Source organism: Paenibacillus sp. FSL H7-689 (assembly GCF_000517905.1).
GTDB classification, from domain to species: Bacteria; Bacillota; Bacilli; order Paenibacillales; family Paenibacillaceae; genus Paenibacillus; species Paenibacillus amylolyticus.
In genome coordinates this window covers 243,598-264,638 of record NZ_ASPU01000002.1, presented here as the reverse complement: position 1 = coordinate 264,638, position 21,041 = coordinate 243,598, and the positions used below count along the sequence as shown (strand labels likewise).

Annotated in this window: 25 protein-coding genes; 3 read left to right on the top strand and 22 right to left on the bottom strand. The window is 48.7% G+C overall.

Annotated features, from left to right (window positions below; translation table 11 throughout):
- Positions 1 to 183 precede the first annotated feature (183 nt).
- Positions 184 to 543 carry a hypothetical protein gene (locus tag C170_RS01140; protein WP_036605848.1) on the bottom strand — a complete coding sequence of 120 codons (360 nt, stop codon included), beginning with the start codon at positions 541 to 543 and terminating at the stop codon, positions 184 to 186.
- A gap of 186 nt (positions 544 to 729) precedes the next feature.
- Here C170_RS01140 and C170_RS01135 point away from each other — a divergent pair, with 186 nt between their 5' ends.
- Positions 730 to 1,968 (top strand): glycosyltransferase family 4 protein, encoded by a 1,239-nt coding sequence (locus tag C170_RS01135; protein WP_036605847.1) that lies wholly within the window; start codon positions 730 to 732, stop codon positions 1,966 to 1,968.
- The gene (locus tag C170_RS31090; protein ID WP_164783209.1) at positions 1,965 to 2,135 is read left to right on the top strand and encodes a hypothetical protein; all 171 of its coding nucleotides are present in this window, start codon (positions 1,965 to 1,967) and stop codon (positions 2,133 to 2,135) included. The genes C170_RS01135 and C170_RS31090 overlap by 4 nt, the downstream gene beginning before the upstream one ends.
- A 144-nt stretch (positions 2,136 to 2,279) precedes the next feature.
- Here C170_RS31090 and C170_RS01130 read toward each other — a convergent pair whose 3' ends face one another.
- From C170_RS01130 to modA, 21 genes are all read right to left on the bottom strand, one after another.
- Positions 2,280 to 2,810 carry a GNAT family N-acetyltransferase gene (locus C170_RS01130; protein WP_036605846.1) on the bottom strand — a complete coding sequence of 177 codons (531 nt, stop codon included), beginning with the start codon at positions 2,808 to 2,810 and terminating at the stop codon, positions 2,280 to 2,282.
- A gap of 249 nt (positions 2,811 to 3,059) precedes the next feature.
- A complete protein-coding gene (locus tag C170_RS01125; protein WP_036605845.1) occupies positions 3,060 to 3,776 on the bottom strand; it encodes a glycosyltransferase in 717 nt (238 codons plus the stop codon).
- Positions 3,777 to 3,872: 96 nt separating this feature from the next.
- Positions 3,873 to 4,589 carry a glycosyltransferase gene (locus C170_RS01120; RefSeq protein ID WP_036605844.1) on the bottom strand — a complete coding sequence of 239 codons (717 nt, stop codon included), beginning with the start codon at positions 4,587 to 4,589 and terminating at the stop codon, positions 3,873 to 3,875.
- Positions 4,586 to 5,527 carry an NAD-dependent epimerase/dehydratase family protein gene (locus C170_RS01115; RefSeq protein ID WP_036605843.1) on the bottom strand — a complete coding sequence of 314 codons (942 nt, stop codon included), beginning with the start codon at positions 5,525 to 5,527 and terminating at the stop codon, positions 4,586 to 4,588. The genes C170_RS01120 and C170_RS01115 overlap by 4 nt, the downstream gene beginning before the upstream one ends.
- Positions 5,509 to 6,336, bottom strand: a complete 828-nt coding sequence (locus C170_RS01110) for a dTDP-4-dehydrorhamnose reductase family protein (protein WP_036605842.1) — start codon at positions 6,334 to 6,336, stop codon at positions 5,509 to 5,511. The genes C170_RS01115 and C170_RS01110 overlap by 19 nt, the downstream gene beginning before the upstream one ends.
- Entirely contained in the window at positions 6,333 to 7,319 is a 987-nt protein-coding gene (locus C170_RS01105; protein WP_017692517.1) for a polysaccharide biosynthesis protein, read from the bottom strand. The genes C170_RS01110 and C170_RS01105 overlap by 4 nt, the downstream gene beginning before the upstream one ends.
- Complete coding sequence (gene wecB / locus C170_RS01100; protein WP_036605946.1) at positions 7,312 to 8,403, bottom strand: non-hydrolyzing UDP-N-acetylglucosamine 2-epimerase; 1,092 nt, start codon at positions 8,401 to 8,403, stop codon at positions 7,312 to 7,314. Before wecB ends, C170_RS01105 begins: the two co-directional genes overlap by 8 nt.
- Before the next feature lie 14 nt (positions 8,404 to 8,417).
- Positions 8,418 to 10,043, bottom strand: a complete 1,626-nt coding sequence (locus C170_RS01095; protein ID WP_155985004.1) for a glycosyltransferase family 4 protein — start codon at positions 10,041 to 10,043, stop codon at positions 8,418 to 8,420.
- A 66-nt stretch (positions 10,044 to 10,109) separates the two neighbouring features.
- The gene (locus C170_RS01090) at positions 10,110 to 11,249 is read right to left on the bottom strand and encodes a CgeB family protein (RefSeq protein WP_036605841.1); all 1,140 of its coding nucleotides are present in this window, start codon (positions 11,247 to 11,249) and stop codon (positions 10,110 to 10,112) included.
- A 60-nt stretch (positions 11,250 to 11,309) separates the two neighbouring features.
- A complete protein-coding gene (locus C170_RS01085) occupies positions 11,310 to 12,404 on the bottom strand; it encodes a CgeB family protein (protein ID WP_081745808.1) in 1,095 nt (364 codons plus the stop codon).
- 251 nt (positions 12,405 to 12,655) lie between these two features.
- Entirely contained in the window at positions 12,656 to 12,997 is a 342-nt protein-coding gene (locus C170_RS01080) for a hypothetical protein (protein ID WP_051446920.1), read from the bottom strand.
- Position 12,998: 1 nt separating this feature from the next.
- Positions 12,999 to 13,298: a hypothetical protein gene (locus C170_RS01075; protein WP_017692511.1), complete on the bottom strand. Its 300-nt coding sequence runs from the start codon at positions 13,296 to 13,298 to the stop codon at positions 12,999 to 13,001.
- Positions 13,295 to 13,636 (bottom strand): hypothetical protein, encoded by a 342-nt coding sequence (locus tag C170_RS01070; protein ID WP_017692510.1) that lies wholly within the window; start codon positions 13,634 to 13,636, stop codon positions 13,295 to 13,297. Before C170_RS01070 ends, C170_RS01075 begins: the two co-directional genes overlap by 4 nt.
- Positions 13,637 to 13,659: 23 nt before the next feature.
- Positions 13,660 to 13,947, bottom strand: coding sequence for a hypothetical protein (locus C170_RS01065; RefSeq protein WP_017692509.1), 288 nt, complete (start codon positions 13,945 to 13,947; stop codon positions 13,660 to 13,662).
- Between the two features lie 121 nt (positions 13,948 to 14,068).
- Positions 14,069 to 14,821 (bottom strand): amino acid ABC transporter ATP-binding protein, encoded by a 753-nt coding sequence (locus tag C170_RS01060; RefSeq protein WP_017692508.1) that lies wholly within the window; start codon positions 14,819 to 14,821, stop codon positions 14,069 to 14,071.
- On the bottom strand, positions 14,818 to 15,528 hold the full coding sequence (locus tag C170_RS01055; protein WP_036605840.1) for an amino acid ABC transporter permease: 711 nt from the start codon (positions 15,526 to 15,528) through the stop codon (positions 14,818 to 14,820). The genes C170_RS01060 and C170_RS01055 overlap by 4 nt, the downstream gene beginning before the upstream one ends.
- A gap of 79 nt (positions 15,529 to 15,607) precedes the next feature.
- On the bottom strand, positions 15,608 to 16,363 hold the full coding sequence (locus tag C170_RS01050) for an amino acid ABC transporter permease (RefSeq protein ID WP_036605839.1): 756 nt from the start codon (positions 16,361 to 16,363) through the stop codon (positions 15,608 to 15,610).
- A gap of 23 nt (positions 16,364 to 16,386) precedes the next feature.
- Positions 16,387 to 17,208, bottom strand: coding sequence for a transporter substrate-binding domain-containing protein (locus C170_RS01045; RefSeq protein ID WP_036605942.1), 822 nt, complete (start codon positions 17,206 to 17,208; stop codon positions 16,387 to 16,389).
- A gap of 315 nt (positions 17,209 to 17,523) precedes the next feature.
- Positions 17,524 to 17,856, bottom strand: a complete 333-nt coding sequence (locus C170_RS01040) for a hypothetical protein (protein WP_017692504.1) — start codon at positions 17,854 to 17,856, stop codon at positions 17,524 to 17,526.
- A 273-nt stretch (positions 17,857 to 18,129) separates the two neighbouring features.
- Complete coding sequence (gene modB, locus C170_RS01035; RefSeq protein ID WP_081745806.1) at positions 18,130 to 18,816, bottom strand: molybdate ABC transporter permease subunit; 687 nt, start codon at positions 18,814 to 18,816, stop codon at positions 18,130 to 18,132.
- Positions 18,813 to 19,685: a molybdate ABC transporter substrate-binding protein gene (gene modA, locus C170_RS01030; RefSeq protein ID WP_036605838.1), complete on the bottom strand. Its 873-nt coding sequence runs from the start codon at positions 19,683 to 19,685 to the stop codon at positions 18,813 to 18,815. Before modA ends, modB begins: the two co-directional genes overlap by 4 nt.
- A 237-nt stretch (positions 19,686 to 19,922) precedes the next feature.
- Here modA and C170_RS01025 point away from each other — a divergent pair, with 237 nt between their 5' ends.
- Positions 19,923 to 20,966: a substrate-binding domain-containing protein gene (locus C170_RS01025; RefSeq protein ID WP_036605837.1), complete on the top strand. Its 1,044-nt coding sequence runs from the start codon at positions 19,923 to 19,925 to the stop codon at positions 20,964 to 20,966.
- Positions 20,967 to 21,041: the final 75 nt, after the last annotated feature.

The window sequence follows — 21,041 nt, the reverse complement described above, 5'->3', positions numbered from 1 at the left end:
AACTATCGTTTTAAATCGTCGTTTTAAACTTTCATTTAATACTGATCTAATTCTAATGAAAATACCTTTGCTGTCAAGCTATTTTTTCAGACAATTCTACTATGGATGCACCACAAAAAAATGGAACAGGCACCTTCCCTGCTCCACACGTTGGTTAATCATGATTATGCAATGATGTCCATATCAATCTGCAAGCTTCATCATCTGATATTCTGACAGTATGCCCAATGTCTGACCGTGAATACTTCTGCAATATATTCGAATAACCAGATGCTTCGGTGAAGAACTGTTGCTGATGATCCTCAGTTCATAAGGCTCGGATGACACATCCAGATTATGAATGACCTGATTACCGCCCGCTCCCCCCGAATTTGGCGTTAGGTGAAAAAGGTGTCGATACAGTTCTCCGTGAATACTGGCTCCACCAACAAATACATCCGTCCCTTCCTCGCCGCCCACATAGGCCAACTCCACATCCATGTACTTGACGGGAACAAATGTCTGTAACAGATTCTCATGAATCTCAAGTAAATATACCGCCACTGTAGATCCCTCCTTCGGAGCACACGAACCTTCCTGTACATAGGATATGCTTCCTCTCGTCCATTGCCATTTGCATTCACCCATTTTCGACCAATTACACGGAAATGCCCGACCTTCCGGTCCTCTTTTTTCATAGAATAAAAGGATAGAAGCTCGGCCGGTGCAGGCCGTGACAAGGAGGTAGCTATGAAAGTTCTGCTCGTTACGTATTGGGAGCTTACACATATGGGAGGCATATGGACATATGTTAAACAACTGGCCGACAGGTTAATCGCACTTGGTGTAGAGGTTGATATCATGGGCACAAATGGTGCCAATAACGAAGTATATGTTCGTAATCTGAACCGAGCTTTCTCCAAGGATAAGGTGTGGCCCATGTTGCAAGCCAAACTCAATCCGACTGATCTGCCACAATTCACTGCCGATCCTCTCCTCGCTTATTATGAACTGAATAGATATGCATTCGAGATGGCAGCCGCTTATCTGGGGGTGGAGGACTATGACGTTATTCATGCGCAAGATCCGGTAGCTGCCGTAGCCATAAAACGCATATTGAACCGCAATATCCCACTGGTTACAAGCTATCATGGCGCTCTTGCACGCGAAGCCTTTTACGATGCTCAAAATTCCAACCCACAGCTTACTCTCCCTTCATATTTGCAATCCAAGCGTGGGCGTTATTTTCTCTCATTGGAAGAGCGAAGTGCAGCACAGTCCGAGCTCATTCTCGTGTCAAGCCACTGGATCAAGAGTACGCTTACAGAGCTTGCCGTTCCTGAATCAAAGTTCAGACAGATTCCCTATGCTGTAGATCTCCCAGCCTACCGTGCCTCAGCAGCTGTAAAGTTCCGCCAGCGACCACCTGCGGGCAAGAAAGTCATTGCCTTTACCGGACGACTTGAATACATCAAGGGCGTTCATGTGTTAATCAAGGCCTTAGCCAGTCTGAAAAATAAACGTTCCGATTGGGTCTGCTGGATCGCAGGAGAAGGCAATCTAACCGACGAATTGCGGTCACAGGCCGCGTCAACGGGTATTGGAGCCGATGTTGTGTTCTGGGGCAAGCTGGACAATATTCCTTCCTTCCTGCGCCATGCAGACATCTATGTCCAACCCAGCCTGCAGGACACCCAGCCGTTCTCCGTTACCGAAGCGCAACTCGCGGGTATACCTGTTATCGTCAGTGGCACAGCCGGCATGCCCGAGATGGTTGAACCTGGACGTACGGGATGGGTTGTTCCTCCGCAGGATGTCGACTCGCTCCGTGAACTGTTGGATGCACTACTTGAGGATGATGTTACCCGAAGAACAGTGGGTGCAGCGGCGAAAGCCTGGGCTGAACAACACCGTTCACTGGAAGTGATGGGATTTCGTACATTTCAAGTCTACCAAGAAGCCATTTACAGAGGAGGACATACGATATGACGTTACTTGTACCAAGTGATCTATACAATCGCTGGTTTTCGACTCCAGTTTCCACACCTCACATCAACGTGGATTACGCTGTAATGAATGAATTGATGAAAAAGTTGCCTAAAGGATATATATTTCCCGATCCTGCATCGATGGCAATCATGAATTCAAAAGATTGAGTCGTCCAGTGACATGCCGTCTTCATATAACATATCGAAATATCAAACAAGGGGTGTCCCATCTGTCATATGAATGACTGAGGACACCCCTTGTTCGCTTCAAATGTGTTCTAACAGACCGAGGACACGCTACTACAGATCTCTCTAATCTGTCGCCAACTTGGAATACATATTCAGATCACTGAACGTTTCGCCTACCCTCTCGTATGCTCTGAGAGTACCTTCATATGTGAAATTGAGCTTTTGTAATAGCTTGATAGAATTCACATTATCGGGGTCAACCTTTGCCTCAATACGATTCAGCTTCATAGTCGAGAATGCATGAGCTAATAAAGAAGAGATCGCTTCCGTAGCATATCCTTTCCCCCAGTGTGATCTGGCAATGTCATACCCAATTTCTGCTTTGAGATTGTCAAAATCCAGTGCATTATAACCACATGAACCTATGATTTCGTTGGACTCTTGCACAAGGATAGAGAAACGAATGGCCTTGTTTTCCTGAGCAAGATCATTCAGAAGATTAATCATGGCTATAGCTTGATTTTCATCCGTAAAATGAGTGATATTCATAAATCTAGTTACATCCGGATCAGACCAAATTTTAAACAAGCTGGCCGCATCCGATACGTTCATTTTTCGCAAATATAACCGTTCTGTGTATAACTCTGTAATCAATACTCTTACCTCCATTAGTTTATTAATAGTTGGGTTTAAGATATTGATATCTGCGCATAGTCCAGTCCCTTCCGTGTATGAATCATTTCATTATACAGAGACTTCAGCAATCGATCACCCTTTGTGTCCACGTATCTGTCCATAAAGCAAAAAAAGAGCTTCCACTTATAACACTTAAAAAGCGTTTCATAAGGGTGCTCTCCTGTCCATTTAACACCTATTCCATTCAGCCATCGTTGCCAAATCCATCTACTTCCAGTACCCGCCAACCTGAAGTAAGTTAAACAGAATAGGCCGATGCTTCTCTTGAACTTTTTCCATCTCGGCAACCAGTGCCTTGAAGTGACGTTTGGTTCCCATTGACTCATGCAATCGGTAACACATCAGAGGTTCATTGTAGTAGAACAGCTCATACATTGGAAACAGCCTCATCCACATCTCATAGTCATGGGTGTAGCGAAAATCAGTGTCGAACAGTCCAAACCGCTCGAATGCTTCCATCTCTAACATGACAGTACAGCCGTTGATCGGACAACCTTCCAGCAGTACCTGCAACATCTCCAGACGACTTCCCACTTCCGGATGCACCGTATCCAACCATTCACTCTTCTCATTCACATAATGGTAGGCACCATGGCAGAATGAAGCCTTAACCTCGCGCATAAACTTCAGTTGCTTCTCCACCCGATCCAGCAGCATCACATCATCTGAGCTGAGCCAAACAAAGTAATCCCCTGTTGCCTGCTTGATGCCCTCATTTAATGCTGTCGCGGTTCCACCGTTTTCTTTGCGAATATAGCGGATGGAATCCATGAATGGCTGTAGCCGCTCCACGTGCTCGGTTGACCCATCATCCACCACGATGACCTCGATATGCGGATACGTCTGGTGAATGGCACTGTGAACAGCCTGCTCGATATAAGCACAATTGTAAAAAGGAATGACGATCGATACTTTTGGCTCCATTCGGGCCTTCCCCTCCTCTTACTGTCTTAGGTAAAATGCTGCGCAAAGAGGGCGTTAATCAGCCATCTTTTGGCTTTCTTAACTGCCCTCCCTACGCTACCCGCCAAGCGTCGCTATTCGCTGCAACAGCGGTTCCCGATATCTGGACCATACCATGGATGCCTCTCTGCCGATGACATCCGCATGACGTACCGATCCCATTCCCCCATGCCACCGATAGGCAGTAAGCGGTTCATTCAGGTATGGGAACCGATGACCGTTCAGTACAATACGCATCCAGAGATCCAGATCATGGGTGTAGGGAAGAAGTTCATCGAACAGCCCCACTCCGCTAAAGAGATCCTTGCGAATCATGACCGTGCAACCATTCACTGGATTGCCGTTAACAAACCGTCGTAGTAAATCCATATCCGACATCGGTTCAGGCCCACCATGCATTCTGGTAACTGCCGAATGCTCGTTGATATAGTGAAAGTTTGTATGTGAGACGAGCACATTCTCGCGTTGCATAAACTCCAGCTGATAACGAATTTTATCCGGATACAGATAATCATCCGAACTGAGCCAGGCTACATAATCACCAGAGGCATGGCGGATGCCATGATTAAGTGCCGAAGCCGTCCCGCCATTGCTTTTGCCAAGCACATTAATATAAGGAAGATAGGGTTGAAGCAACTCTGCATGCCGGGTTGAACCGTCATTCACAACAACGATTTCCACATCGGGATACGTCTGGTTCAGCGCACTCTGAATCGCCTGAGGCACATAAGGGCAGTTGTAGAATGGAATGACAATGGATACTCTCGGATTCAACTTGTCGTCCTCCCTTGCTGGACACGAACATCACTCAGGATATCCTGAAGTGATGTGGCAAATGGAATCATCGGCTGCCAGCCAAGCTTGCGCAGCAGTGATAATTCCTCCTGTTTCCCCGAACCATCTGGACCAGAAGATGCCCCATCCCAGCGAACAGGAACTTCCGCTTCTGTCATGGATAACAGCAGATCTGCAATTTCACCAAGACTGCGCTCAACTCCAGACACCACCGGGTATACTGTACCGCTGGACCCGTGTACCAGGAGGGTCGCATACGCTCTGACGGCATCCCGCACATCCAGAAAGTCACGGGTATTGTCCCGTCCGGACAGACGGAATGCCTCGGTTTTGCCCGCCTGCTCACAGGCAACAACATGGCGTGCAAGCAGTGAACAGATGCCTGTGGAAGGACCCGCACCAATCAGATTGCCTGGCTCCGCCAGCATGATCTGTTGTCCGAAGAGCGACATCCACGACAAGGACACCATCTCTTCCAGCGCTTTACTGAGACTGTATGGATGCGGAGGCTGGGGAATCTGGCCAGGTTCCGGCGTATATTTTAACCGCGATCCTACAATAACGGTTCGTGCTGTCGGACAACTGCGAAGCGCATCCAGCAGATACAGCACGGCCATCACATTGGTCTCCAGGACCAGTAGTGGATCAGACCACGAATCAGGCACTGAATTTTTGCCAGCGAGATGCAGCACATAGTCGGGCTGCACCTCGCCGATCAGATGACGTACTTGCTGTTTATCGTTCAGATCACAGACATGGACTTGTGCACCTTTACCGAATGAATACACATCCGGCCTCCGGACTACCGCTGCAACCACTGCACCCGCTTCCCGAAAATAAGATACGGCATGTCGCCCGGTAAAACCGGAAGCGCCTGTAATCAGCACTTTTTTGCCTCTCAGCTCTGCTCCATCCATAATGCCAACTCCTTCAGCATTGTAGAATAATCCGGCAGGTCTGTCTTCACATCCTCGCGAGTGGACACCAGCGTACGGTCCTGCACTACACTGTCATCACGCACAATCGTCACATCCTGCTTATCCCAGGTCTGCTTGAACAATACAAGCAGGTCATGCTTGCTGACAGGTGCCGGATGAGCTAAGTGGATCAGACCACTAACCGATGAGGCCAGGTAATGGTCTACCCATTTGGCCAGCTCAAGGGTGGTCACACCGTTCCAAAATACGCGGGTATACCCCCCAACTTCACCTGTGCTGGACATAAACCATTGCATCAGACCAATGCCGCCCTGGCGAATCTCGGGTCCAATGATGGACGTACGGATCGTCAGATGACCTTCATCCTGAACTTCGCCAAGTGCTTTGGTGATAGCGTAAGCTGAAGTCCCATCCGTAACATCATCTTCCCGGTATGCTCCCCGTTCTCCACTGAACACACAGTCCGTGCTGATATGAATCAGGCGTGCACCAATCGTATCTGCAACCCGCCGCAGACGATGTGGCAGGAAACCATTAATATGATATGCAGTAATTTTGTCCTCATCTGCGAAGTTGTTCAACACACCTACAGCATTAATAATCACATCCGGGTGCACAGCTTCTACCAATCGATCAACCATGAAGCTGTCGTTCACATCCAGGAGCAGACCATTGGGGTCTGTTACATCCCGAGATGTGTAGAAGACGCTGTGTACACCTTGACGGCGGAAATAGTCGACCAAAATATGGCCGGCCATTCCGTTTCCACCAAGTATCAGCAGTTTCATGACAAGAATCCTCCGCGTTTCAGAATTTCACGAATCTCCTCTTTGGTCATGAGTTGGTGTTCAGAACTGAAACTGTTAAAGGAGACCGGAGGACAATTGGTATAATGTTCACGCAGGCCCGGTATGCCCAGGGTAGGAAGAATTACCAGGTACTGCTCATCGTAGACAACGGTGGTCATGCTCTCGAATTCACTCATCAATATTTCATGGATTTTCTCCCCTGGACGAATGCCCCGTTCTACAATGCTCACATTCTCCACACCGGAATCCTCAATCAGTACTTCCGCGAGATCAACGATTTTGCAGGTAGGCATCGTCATGACAAAGATCTCTCCGCCGACACTTTCCACCGAAGCTTTGAACAGCAAGGTAATTGCATCCTTCAGCGTAAGAAAGAATCGAGTCATACTCATATCCGTGATGGAGACCTGCCCTTTCTGGCGGATCTGATTCTTGAACAGATGTACCACACTTCCGTTTGTTCCCAGTACATTCCCGCCCCGTACCGTAACAAACTTGGTATCGCTGTGTAACAAGTTTGCATATACAATTAATTTCTCGCCGATCGCTTTTGTCATGCCATAGAAGTTGGACGGATTGGCAGCTTTGTCAGTCGAGATATAGATTACTTTTTCCACCTTGTTCTCAATAGCAGCCTCAATTACGTTCTGTGTACCAATCACGTTGGTTTTGAGTGCTTCGTACGGTTGGTCTTCACACACCGGAACATGCTTGAGCGCAGCCAGATGAAATACATAGTCCACATGCTGGCAAGCCGCCGTCAAGGCGTCCTTGTCACGAATATCTCCAATCCGGAAATGAAGACGCGGGTCTTCAAATTCACGACTCATAGCCACTTGGCTAGACTCGTTCCGGGAATATACAATAATTTCTTTGGGCTGCTGGGGCAGTAGTTGAGCCACAAGTTCATAACCCCATGATCCCGTACCGCCAGTCACGAGTATACGCTTATTTTCAAACATGCATTTTCCCTCCAAGCAGAAATTTAACCACTTTACTGGATACATCTGTGGCTTTGTAACCTTGCGGGCAATCCCAGTCGCTAGACATCTTTGTCATGACTTTCACGCAATCAGCGATGCGCGCGGCATCCAGACCGGAGACTACATTGCTGCCGCAATCGACCGTTTCCGGCCGCTCGGTAGTTCGACGCATCGTTACGGTCGGCACGCCCATAATGCAACACTCCTCCTGCACGGTACCGCTATCCGTAAGTGCACAGCGTGCATGACGTTCAAGCATTACAAAGTCGAAGAATCCAAACGGCTCGTGAAACTCCACCAGCGGGTTCATCTCCAGATGCAGATGCTCCGCAATCCGGATCGCTGTACGCGGATGAATACTGCAGATCACACGCAACCCGTGTTCCTCTGCGACCTGGTTCAGTCCTTTCATAATCTCCAGCAAATGAGGGGCATGATCCACATTCTCAGCTCGATGGGCAGTAACCAGGAAGTATTGCCCAGACTTCAGCTTGAGCTTCTTCAGTATTTTGCTGGAACTTACTTGCGCGTCGTAGTGCTGCATGACTTCATAGATGGGATTGCCCGTTAGCACGATGCGCCTGCTTGGTACCCCTTCGCTGACCAAATGTTTCTTGCTCTGTTCCGTGTAAGGCATATTAACGGTGGAGATGGCATCAATAACCTTACGATTTTTCTCCTCAGGCACATCCAGGTCAAAGCAACGATTGCCTGCTTCCATATGAATAACAGGAACACCCATGCGCTCAGCCAATACTGCACATAATGCGCTATTGGTATCGCCGAGCAGCAGCAATTTATCGGGTTTCTCCTGCAATATCAGATCTTCCATCTGCGTAAACATCGAGGATAGCTGTCGTCCCAGAGTGGCCGCTTCATCCTGAAGAACGTAATCCGGTGCGCGCAGGCCCATTTCCTTGAAAAAGAGACCGCTGAGACTTTCCGTGAAGTTCTGTCCCGTATGCACCAGAATATGTTTGGACGCGTACTGGTCCAGCTTGGAGATGATCAGGCTGAGCCGTATGATCTCAGGTCTCGTACCCAGCACCGTCATGATCTTCATCGTAATCCCTGCCTTCATCTTGTATTGGAACCCTTGCGCCCTGCTCGGCTACGTCCCGCTTTGGTAGATTTGCGTCTGCGACTAGCCGATTTCCCCATATGTGGACGCGGTCCCTTGGTTGTACGGGTTCTCCCCTTACGTCTGCCAGTTCCGGAAGTACGTTTCAGCCCCTCACGGTCTCGGCGAGAATGAGGTGCAAGTGGCTTGCGACGACGTTTCCGCGTTTTGCCCCTCTGTTGAATCGGCTTTGCAGCCGGGACAGTACCTGAGGCAACAGGAGCATCGTGACCCAATGCGATTGGAGGTAATGAGGAATGTGGCAACGCCTGTATGACGGTCAGTGGGAATAATAGTGCTCGAACCGTAGTCGGCTCCAGAACCAGTACAGTGCGTAGTCCTCCCTCCCCATGGGTATACACAGGTCCATTCGGAGGTTGGATATAAGCAAACCATCCGGGAAAACGCAATAACCACTGTGTCACCATCGTATGCAGTTTCGTTCGGTAGGTTTCAACGCCGTAGAGCCTTTCCGCTTCTGTCCGATTACGCCACCCCGTATTCGAGGCCAGCTCTGCATCATTCAGCAAGGTTGTTGCCAAGGTGACAAGCGCTTCGGTATCACCCGGCGGGGCCAGAAATGCATCACTGCCTACAGATTCCATTAATTCCTTCAGTCCACCCTGAGCAAAAGCGATGACCGGTTTGGCAAAATAGAGACCCTCCAGTGCGGTCATGCCAAACCCTTCTTTGACCATGCTTGGGATGACCAGGATATCCATCGCGGTATACGCCAGAGATACGTTCTCTTCAAATGTGGTGAAGGTAAACCGGCGTGAATACCCGGATTTTTTCACCCGTGATACACACTCGTCGTAATACTTTTTATCCGATGCTGCCCCGATGATCCAGAAGCGACAGCGCGAATGTGTTTCACAGATCCTCAAGGCCATATCTACAAAAGGTTTCAACCCTTTGGCATCATATATAAATGAAGAAATATAACCGATACAGGTCTGCGATGATTTGAAACCGAGCTCCTTACGCTTGCGTTCGCGCAGATGAACCCAGCGGTCCGGTGCTGGTAGCGCGGGTTCCCAAGTTGGGGAGATAATGGTCACTTTGTCACCTATGCCGGCTTCGTGGAATGGGGCTACCGCTGTCTCGGATATACCGATAATCCAATCCGCGTAACGCCCAATCATCTGGATTGCCTCGTTTGTATGTTCATTCGTATGAATGATCTCGGTAATCTTCCAGATGACCGGAATCTGAAGGGACTTTGCCGCTACAGCCGGCATCACATTAACGCAGGTGTTCGTTAACACCATATCGGGAGCAGTCTCCCGTATTAGGGAGACTGCTTCCTGATACGCCGGTGTATGGCGAAGATGCTCCGCATCATCTGCAATGCCCAGGTAAGGTGTGTACACACCGTGAAGCATCGGCAGAGTGCATATTTTGACCTGAATGCCGAATCTTCGCGCAAGCCCCGCAAGCTTCCCCTCCTGAGGGGCTACGAGCACACATTCAAAGATCGTACCGATCTCTCTCATAAAATGAAGCAGCAGCTTCTCGGCGCCTGTAATGCTGCGAGTATTACACACATGTGAAAATAACATCATCTTTGGTTTCGTTGCCATGGCCGCACGGACCCTGTACACGATTATCCGATACAGGGTACTGTGCACACCTCCTCCCGGCCAGAATTAAGGGAATATGATGGTTAACATTTCATTAATTCTTTTGCCATACGTGTGGTCTTTCAGTGTACGTTCAAGTCCACGAAGTGCAATCTCACGACGTTCCTTTTCATGAGTAAGATAATATTCCACTTTGTCGAGTAACTCCTGCGGCGAGGAATAAGTCTCAATCTCCACACCCGGTTTGTAGAAACGCGCAATGTCATCCCGGGCGTCGGTCAGCTGTAGCGTCGTGGACGCGGCAATTTCAAACGTTCTCGGGTTCGGTGAAGCTGGCGCAATTTTGAGGTGATTATTATTGACGGAATCATCTTCGTGGGATCGATGCAGGTTGATGACAATTTTGGTGCCATTGTACACATCATTGGTCTCCGGCGGACTCATCCAGCGCCCGAGCTCAATCTTCTCGCCATAGGCAGTATAGTCAGGCAGACGGTCCCACCAGATTCCGTTAAATACCGTATTGTGTGACATCAACTGAGGCATGATCGGATTGAAGAAGTATACCCGGTTCCAGTAGGCCGAGCCGATAAAGCTGACATCCCGTTTTAACGGGGAAGGCGTTGTAATCGGAAAGTAATGATTAGTAAATGCGGCAAAAGGGAGGTAGTGAACGGACGCGCAGCCGATTTGTCGATATAGATCGATACAGTTCAGTTCCAACGTGAAGACATGGTCAAAATGTGTCACAATATCCAGCGTCATATCTGTATAGTACGGGTCATCCGTGAGCCAGATCGCCGTCTGAATGCCCGCTTGGCGAATCGCATCGATATGCTCGATGGGGATATCCATTCCATCCAGCACAAGCACAAGATCAGGATGCGTCTGCAGCGCAATTTCAGAAATCGGTTGACGCGGATCAGAGAGGGTTACTTGAGCTACCATACCCTGTAGCGTGGCCATAATGGCCTCATCCAACGGGGAGTAAGGGAAGCCTTTACCCGAGGATACATACAGCACGTGAAGCTGTCGGAAAGGCAACGGTTCCTGTGCACAATTCACAATATAGTTGGCGCGACCGCGCAGATATCCTTCTTCCTTACCTGCGTCATATCCGGCATGTTGCCCATTTTTGCGTGCTTGATCAGCCAGGCTTAGTACGGGTGCATGAATCTTTTTAGTTTTACGGTGTTTGAGAGACATACCGCCACTCCTTTATTTTTTGGGATAGTGTTCATGTTGGTGCTGCACTTCAGACGGGGATTACAAATGTTCCAGCAACTGACCGATCCGGCGAGTGAATGTATGCTGGTTCATCGTGGTGAGAAGTCCACGCCACGCCATCGCCTGTCGTTCTTCTTCATGCTTCAGATAATAGTGGATTTTGCGCTGAAGTTCTGCTGCGTTGGTGAACGTCTCGATGTCATATCCCGGCTTATAATAACGGGGTAAATCTGCACGTGCATCCGTAATCTGCATTGTGCCGCAGGCGCTGATCTCATACGTTCGTGGATTAATCGAGTGACCTTTAAGATGATGTGTATTGCGATTGTCTTCCCCATTCTCGCAAGTCCGGTGAATGTTAATGACAATCTTGGCGCCATTGTAATAATCTACTGTCTCTCCAGGAGCAATCCATCCTTCGTGGATGAAACGGCCTAGTACATCATAGCGTGTCAACCGATTCCACTGGCTACCCGCAATGAATACCTTTTTGTCCGCTAGAAAAGGGGCCAGCTCATCAAACAAGGCAATCCGATTCCAGAATCCGGTACCGATAAAACAAATGTCGTGCTGATGCTGCGGTGCGGCGCGCCGCGGTTGAAACATGCCTGGATTCACCGCGAGTGGCATATAGATGACCTGGTTCGCTCCATGTCCCAGATAGAAGGGTACGGCGGCCTCTTCATGCGTGAACACGACATCATAGTGCTGGCAAAGGGACGTTGTATCTTCGGTGAAATACGGATCATCCACAAACCACACGGCAGTTCGGATACCGAGTGCACGTATGCCATTCACCTGCTCTACATGATCTGCGGGAAATACATGCAGACCATTCATAACGAGCACAACATCGGGCCGATGCTGACTGGCTTCCTGCAACATCGCTGCTGGCGATCCAACAACGCATTCACGTACAGATTGCTGCAGAGCCAAGGTGACACCTTCATCGATGGCATCGAATCCTTGCGGGATATATAACACCTTCATGTCCCGCAGGGTCGGTTCAAACATCTGCACCCGCTCCATCATGGCTTGACAGCCGCCAAATCTGCGGCCTTCTGCATATCCGCCGCGGTAAGCCGTTTCCGCTTCGGTCAGCGGACGGTGCCTTCGTTTTGCCACATTATTCACCCTGTCTTCCTTCAGGAGATCTCACTTCCAGACTCTCCCCGAGATTGGTCTTCCCTCTAAAGGATATGCCTCGGGGTCAGATGCATCATGGACGGGTGTCCTGCAAGGCGTAAAATTGGCGCATGCCCTCCACATCCGCCTGTACGGGCATGTCCGCTTTTGTGGCGATGCAAATAGCCCGGAGGGATCTGTCCCCCCGGGCTAACTGTATACAGGTATCATTCCATGCAGGAATAATCCTATCTACTCGGTTACTGTGCTTTGTAAGCCAGCTGATGTCCGTCCTCGAATCCCTTGGCGAAACCCGCGTTGAATCCCTCGTTGTACGCCTCGTTGTATCCCTGACTGTACGCACCGTCCGGGTTCGGATCGGTAGGGGTAGCCGGGACGACTGGTTGTACGGGCTTTGGACTCCGGTGCCGCCGTACCGCACGTTTCTTTTTTTTGAGCCACGCACTGCGTCCTTTAAGTGGGCGTTTGTGAAGAACACGTTTGGCTCTGAGCGCACGCAGTTTGCGAATTTTGCGCAGACGGGCTCCACGGATTAACAAAGCTCTTTTGGTTCTCAGTCGTATTTTCTTCTTCTTTAACATGTCAACATTCCTCCTGTATGTCCCGAACGATACGAATTGCACACCCGGGGTCTTTGAGCCACGGCAAGCCAGGCTCCCCATGCTGGATTCGGGCCAGCCTGATTCCCGTAACCATACGAGACATTTCTGCCTGATATCGACTCAGCAAACGAATGTTCTCGGCCAGACTGCGGGCGGATACTTCCGAATGAGCGGTTACACTGGCTACACTGTCCAGAATGCGTGCCAGCGCCTGCTGACTGTGTGCAATGGATTCAATGAGCGCCAGTTTGGCTTCCTGCTCACGCCGCATCAGACTCATTTTCCCATGTCTCCCAGATCCATGCCGCCAAACATGCCGCCGTCCATACCGCCGCCATCTTCGCTATCGTTCTGCACCATCACCGCTTTGAGATTGTTGCACAGTCCGGTCTCCATCCGGGTTAATCCTTCCAGCAATTCCACCAGCTGATCATGCATCTTGAGCGGCTCGCCTACCTGATCCCCATGCGTCAGAAAGGTATCCCCATTCAAATGATTCAGCGTCCAGTTCCGTACCTTCTCGGCCTCAATCGCTTTTGCCTCCAAGATCAGGGCAATATTCCACTGCATTTTGGCTGCTGCGTCCAGCATCAGAATGAGGCTCTGTTCTCTACTCATGTTCCTTCACCCGCCTTCCGGGCTTATTCTTCTTCTTGAACCGCGATCTCCCGCATGACTTGGGTCAGCGTTTCGGCTACAGCCTCTTCCAGATCTGCAAGGCCCCCCAAGTAAGAGATAATGCTTTTGTTGATTTGCCCAGAGCTATCCAGCAGACCGTCAACGCCATCCAACTCCGGTTCGATATCTGGCAAATGATTGATGATTTCAGACATGCGTACAGCGACTTGGCGTTTGGCATCCAGCACACGTGCGATCTGCTGGTGAGAGTGTGCAATATGTGTGATTATTTCATCGATTTTGCTCTGCATGGTCCTCCTCCTTACCGTCACGGCCTGCTTCACCCATACAAAAACCCGGCCTATCTGCATTTGCCTGTTACAGCATATGCCGGGCCGGGATCGTCAGTTACTACAGCTTGCGCCTATATCGTCAGATGACATAACTCCAGTCGGAAGAATATCGACTGAGGAATTGGCGAGTACGTTCCTGCTTGGGACGTACAAACACCTCCTCCGGGGTTCCTTCCTCCACAACGGAACCTCCATCCATGAAAACAACCCGATTTGCCACCTCACGGGCAAACCCCATTTCATGGGTGACTACAATCATGGTAATCCCCTCTTGAGCAATGGAGCGGATGACAGACAACACTTCACCCACAAGCTCGGGGTCCAGCGCAGAGGTCGGTTCATCAAACAAAATCACTTCGGGATTCAGTGCCAATGCTCTGGCGATGCCCACCCGTTGCTGTTGTCCACCTGACAACATACTTGGATACTCATTGATTTTGGCAGACAGTCCGACTTGTTCGAGCACTCGCAAGGCACGCGTGCGGGCATCGGCTTTGGACATTTTCTGGGCAATAATTAAACCTTCCGTGACGTTATCCAGCACCGTCTTGTGTTTGAACAGATTATAATGCTGGAACACCATCGCCGTTTTTCGTCTCAACTGCACAATGTCATGTTTGCGTGCATGCTTGCAATCGACGGTTAATCCACTGATCTGAACCTCGCCCTCATCGGCACGTTCCAGAAAATTGACGCAGCGCAGCAGCGTTGTTTTACCTGATCCGCTCGGTCCAAGGATCGCTACGACATCGCCCTGTTCCACGGTCAGATCAATTCCCTTCAATACTTCCTGCTTACCAAAAGTTTTGTGTATGTTCGTTAGTGTAATCATGACACGCCTCCTTTGCTGTACACGGCAACCCGACGCTCAAGCAGAGCAGTGATCCGCTCGGCAATGATGGTCAGCCCCCAATAGATGAACGCTGCGGCGATAAAGGCCTCCAGAAACTTCAGACTGACGGATGCCACCACATCCGCTTTACCGAGAATGTCCATCTGAGACACGGTAAATGCGAGTGTTGATCCATGCAGGAACCCAACAAACATACTGCACAGGTTAGGCAATACCGCCCCGATCGCTTGAGGGATGATGATGCGCCTTAAAGCCTGGAATGTGCTCATGCCTACAGCGTGAGCCGCTTCCAGCTGGCCGATATCCACAGCAAGAATGCCTGAACGGATAATCTCGGACATATAGGCGCCCGCAGTGAGTGAGAAAGCAATCAGTACAAATACGAGAATTGGAATCGACGAGGATTGGAAAGCCCAACCGTAACGTTCCGCCAGCTTATCGATAATCATCGGAATACCGTAATAGATGAGGAATAGATGCATCAGCATCGGTGTTCCACGCAGGAATGAAACGTAGAAGTCAGCAATGCGGTGAATCCACCGCACGCGATAGATACGGATCAGAGCTGTAGCCAGACCGATTCCGAAGCCTGCAATCAACGGAACAATCGTAATGACGAGTGTCAGTGGCAATGCCTTCAGGATTTGAAAAAAAGATGTATAGATAAACTGGAGATCAATCGACATATGCTCACCCCGCTATTCGTTTCAGTGAGAGTTCAAAAAGTCTGGTTTTCAGTACCGATGCGCCAGGCATGATTCGTAATCAAAAGCGGACTTTTTGAACAACCTCTTTCAGGCGTTTTGCTCGAATTGCCGGTTTGTGTACGACTCTTTTGCGTTCATGACGCTGGAGTCTGCGTTCTGCAAAGGCAAATCCTTTTTCAAGCACAATAACAATGACATAATAGACTACAGACAGACTGATATACACTTCAAGTGCGTGCGATGTAGCCGAAATTAACGTCTGCCCTCTGCCCACCATATCCATGACACCAATGGAGAAAGCCAAAGACGTATCCTTTAATGAACCGATTAACGTGTTAGCCATGTTCGGAAAAGCAACAATCAGTGCCTGCGGAACAACAATCCGCCGAAAAGACTGGAATGTGGTCATACCGGCAGCATAGGCTGCTTCCGTCTGACCTTTATCCACACTGCGCACCGCTCCGCGAAAGATCTCGGCAAAGGATGCCGCGTCACTAAGCGCATAGGTCACAATGACAAATAACAACGGGTCGGTTCTCGACAGGTCGATGCCAATGGGTTTGAGCAACTCGGGAAGTCCGTAATACACCAGGAACAATTTGATCAGGATCGGTGTGCCCCGCATGAATGAGACGTACAGGGTAGCCAACTGGCTTAGTACCGGAATCCGATACAGCCGGGGAACGGCCAGAAGTACGCCGCCCACCAGTCCGAGCACGATGGAACCACCCAGTACAATCAGTGTTATATGCAAATATCGTAGCAGTTCCGGGATGAAATCCAGAACCAATGACAGATCAAATGATTTTCCCATTACCGCTGCACACCTTTCTCAGACTACTCTTCAACCGTATAGTCAGCTCCAAGCCACTCTGTGCTCAGTTTGCCTAACGTTCCATCTTCTTTGATCGCTTTGAGCGCTTCGTCCACTTTGGTTTTGAGCTCCTGCTCATCCTTGTTCAGAATGAAGTACACTTTGGAGTTGGAGAGGGCATCTCCTACCGTTTTCAACTGAGCATCAACCGCCTTATTCTGATAATCAATGGCAAACTGCGTGCTGATGGTGGCATCCACCCGGCCTGTTTTGATCTGGGTAATGGTATCCTCACCCGCTCCGGAATAAACGATATCAATCCCGTTGCCGTTCGCTGCATTCCATTTCTCAGCAAGTACAGCCGCGTTACTCGTAGCACCAACAATCAGTTTTTTCCCTTTGAGATCCTCAATCGATTTTACTTCCTCATTTTTCTGACTTACGACAATTTTATTTGGAAAAATATTATAGGCTTCATCATTAAACAGGAACTTGGCCTGTCTCTCATCATTCACTTCCATCTGGTGAGCGATCAGATCAATTTTTTTCGTTTCCAGACTCAGCAGCAGGTTTTTGAAATCCATGGTGCTGAATTCGAATTCGTACTCAGGCAAACGTTTGTCGATCTCCCGGATCAGTTCCACATCATAACCTGTTAACTTGCCATTCTCATCAATGAAGCAGACATTTGGGAACTGTGTACCTGTTCCTACAATGATCTTTTTCACTTTGGTGTCGCCTGCTGCCAAAGCAGATTCTGAATCATTGCTTGCAGTTCCTGTGCTGCATCCAGCCAGTACCGCCAGCATTGTAATGAACAGCAGTGCTGTCCGGAATTTTTGAATCCCCCGTTTTTTAACCATTCCCAATCTCCTCCACAGGCTGTTATCACAGCAAATATGATGTGTACTCCCATTCCTCTTCCTATTAACAAACCATTCTTACTTGTATAGTCGGAATTAGGTTGAACAAAGAATATCATTACAAGTCATCTTAGGGCAATAACTAAACTAATAGGACATCCTGATATGGTTATAGGACTTCTCTATAGTACAAGAAAAAGCCATCCCCCATATCGATTGGCGGATGGCTTCTTCTTGTATGACTCATACTGATTATACCATTTTGGCGGTGCATCACTTGGTGTGTACACTACTCATCTATCTGCGACTCGCCCATTTAATTTTACGTGCAACTTCCACTCGCTGTAATTGTAAGAGACCGATCCGTTCCTCGAACTTCTTGCGTTCGTCCATGGAATGAGCGGCATGAATCTGGTGGCACAGACCTGTCAGTTTGCTGTTGATGTAATCAAACCGTGTCCATAGTTCCTCTTCAGGTGTGCGTTGCTGCTCCGTCGCCGTCTGAAATATTTTGAGTTGGCGGATAAGGGATTGTTGCCATTCCTGATCCTGAATTTGGATGGCAAAATGCAAAAGATCCAGATAGTCATCAATTTGCAACGAAACGCCGCAATCAGATTTAGTGTTCATCGTCGTCTCTCCTTATTTCAGTACTTGGCTGGAATCCATTACTTCTATCTTACAGGAACAAGCCCACTGAAAGCGAGTACTGAACGATTAAATTTCGGGAAAATTTTTATTTTTTTATGTTAAAACAGCTTTACATTTCCATTAAGAGCAATTTGGCAGGATATTGATATTGGTACATATGAAATTGGTAATAAAAACCCGCGTTAAGGAAAAAAGTTCTTTCCTCAAAACGGATTTTTCATCATTTTATATATAATATCAACACATATCAAATTAGTCATTTTTTCTATCTCGCTGCTGTCTGGTCATCAGTAACATGAGAAACGAGATGATAATAATGGAAACAGTCCATGCCCAGGCCATGGTCTGATTGCCCGAATCCACAGCGACATAGATTGCCGTGGGTACCGTTTGTGTTTTGCCCGGAATATTGCCTGCAATCATCAGTGTCGCTCCGAATTCGCCGAGTGCCCGGGCAAAGCCCAGGATGAAGGCGGTCATCAATGCTCTGCCTGCGAGCGGCAAGGAAATGTAACGAAAGACCTGCCACTCATTCGCCCCAATCGAACGACCCGCATCCTCCAGATCACGATCCACACCACTGAATCCCGATTTCATCGTCTGATACACGAGTGGAAAAGCAACCACCACCGAAGCAATCACCGCAGCCCACCAGGTGAAAATAACTGGTGCGGAGAATATGGCTTCAATCCATTGTCCAAACAGACTTTTACGCCCCAGTATGACAAGTAACAGAAATCCAACCACCGTCGGAGGAAGGACTAGCGGCAGCATAAATGCCGTTTCCAGCAGAATCTTTCCCCGAAATGAAGAACGTGACATCTTCCAGGCTATCGCAATTCCGAGCACAGTGGCCACCACGCTGGATAACAGCGCAACCTGAAGTGACAAGCGCACCGGTGACCAGAATACGGACCAGTCTATGGCGTTCACATTCATTCCGGAATTGTGAATCCGTATTTCGCGAAGATATCCAGTACTTCAGGGGTTTGTAAATACGCATAAAATTGTTCGGCCTCTGTACGGTGTTTGGTTCCTTCAATAATGCCTATTGGATAATTGGCTGGTGTGTAGCTGTTCTTGTCCACCTCAAACGCAATTTTCACCTGATCCGAAGTAAGAGCATCCGTTTTATATACAAATCCTGCATCTGCATTACCTGTCTCTACATATTGAAGAACCTGTCTAACGTCTTTCCCCTGCACAAGCTTACTTTCCAGTTCATCCCACAGCTTGGCATTGGTCAGAGCTTCCTTGGCATAGGTTCCCGCAGGAACACTTTCCGGAATCCCAATGGCTACCGTCTTGATGGAGTCGGTGGTGAGATCCGTTTCACTGGTTACTGTGTGGGTCCCATCTGCTGGCACTATGGCCACCAGTGAATTCTGTAGCAAATTCTTCTGATCGCCCGATGCAATCAGGTTTTCATCCACTAGCGCATTCATATTTTTGGTTGCCGCCGATACAAAGACATCAGCCGGGGCACCCTGTTCAATCTGCTGTTGCAAGGCACCCGAGGCCCCAAAGTTAAAATTAAGTTCTATATAAGGATTAGCTAACTCATAATTGGTTTCAATCTCTTTCATCGCATCGGTCAGACTTGCTGCCGCAGAGATTGTCAGATCTACCGTTTCCTGCGGATCGTTATTTCCTGCTGATGAACTTTCACCTGATGCCGCTGGCGTTGAGGTTGTTTGTTCTGCACCTGTGGATGTATCCGTAGTGCCCGTGCTTGCGCCGCAACCAGCCAATACAAGAGCCAGTCCCAGTGACATACTTCCCAACACATATCCGATTCTCTTTCTCATTCATTTCTCCCCCAACGTTATCTTTAGATATAACTAGTTATAATTGATTATATCTAATTATACACAAGACAAAAAAAATGGGAAGGTGATTAAGATCACATTTGATTTTTGTTATCTGTCCTATGCGTTTATTGCGTGTTCTCAGGTTTATGGCATCCCTCAATTAATGATATAGTACAAGAAACATTCATAACAAAACCATAATTGCTCTATACCTTTGAAGGAGGATCTTCACTTATGACGGAGGAGCAATCCTACACAACCGAAGAAATATCCAAGCTGCTCAAAATATCGAAACTGACGGTCTATGACCTAATCAAAAAAGGAGACCTCGTCGCATACCGTGTGGGTAAACAAATGCGAATTGATGCAACCGATCTGGAGGCATATAAACGTCGCTCCAAACAACTTCAGTCCTCAGCGCAGCGTATCCCGACTCCTCATCAGACCTCGGCATCAGGGACCCAGCCAGGTCAGGGTGATTTTCAGGGAACTTCCTTACAATGGACTACACCCGTTGGGTCTACGCATGCGATTACTCCAGCGAGTTCTGCTCATGCAATGACTGCTGTACCACGGCATCTGGTCATAACAGGTCAGGATGTCAGTCTGGATATTCTAATGCGCCATATGGAAAAACAAACTCGGGACATTCGTCCGCTACGTTCGTTCATGGGTAGTTTGGATGGGCTTATCTCGATGTATCGCGGTGAGTCCGATCTGGTCAGCACCCATCTGCTCGACGGAGATACCGGTGAGTATAATCTGCCGTATATTCGCAAAATTCTGACGGGGCGGTCCTATGTTGTGGTAAACCTGCTGTCACGTCCTGCCGGACTATATGTACAGCGTGGTAATCCGCAGAACTTACAGAATTGGACCGATCTGAGCAAGCCTGAACTGAGACTAGCTAATCGGGAAAAAGGTTCTGGCGCGAGAGTATTGCTGGATGAGCAACTTCGGCTGCATGGAATTCCTGCCGCAGGTCTGATCGGATATGAAACCGAGGAAACCAGTCATATGGGCGTGGCTGCCAAAGTCAGTTCAGGTGAAGCTGATGTCGGAGTTGGCATTGAAAAAGCTGCACGACTTGTGGGTCAGGTTGATTTTGTCCCGCTCACTCAGGAGCGCTATGATCTGGTCATGCTGAGGAAGCAAGGTAATGAAGCCTGGACCGAATTGGTCCTGCGGATTCTCCAATCGCCGGAGTTCAGGCAGGAACTGCAATCATTCGAGGGATATGATGTATCGCGAACAGGTGAAATTTTGTACGAAGCATAGTTATACGAGATATAGCCAAAAACACCCATGCTTAATGGATGTTGCGCATCACAATTACATCATGTATATACAAAG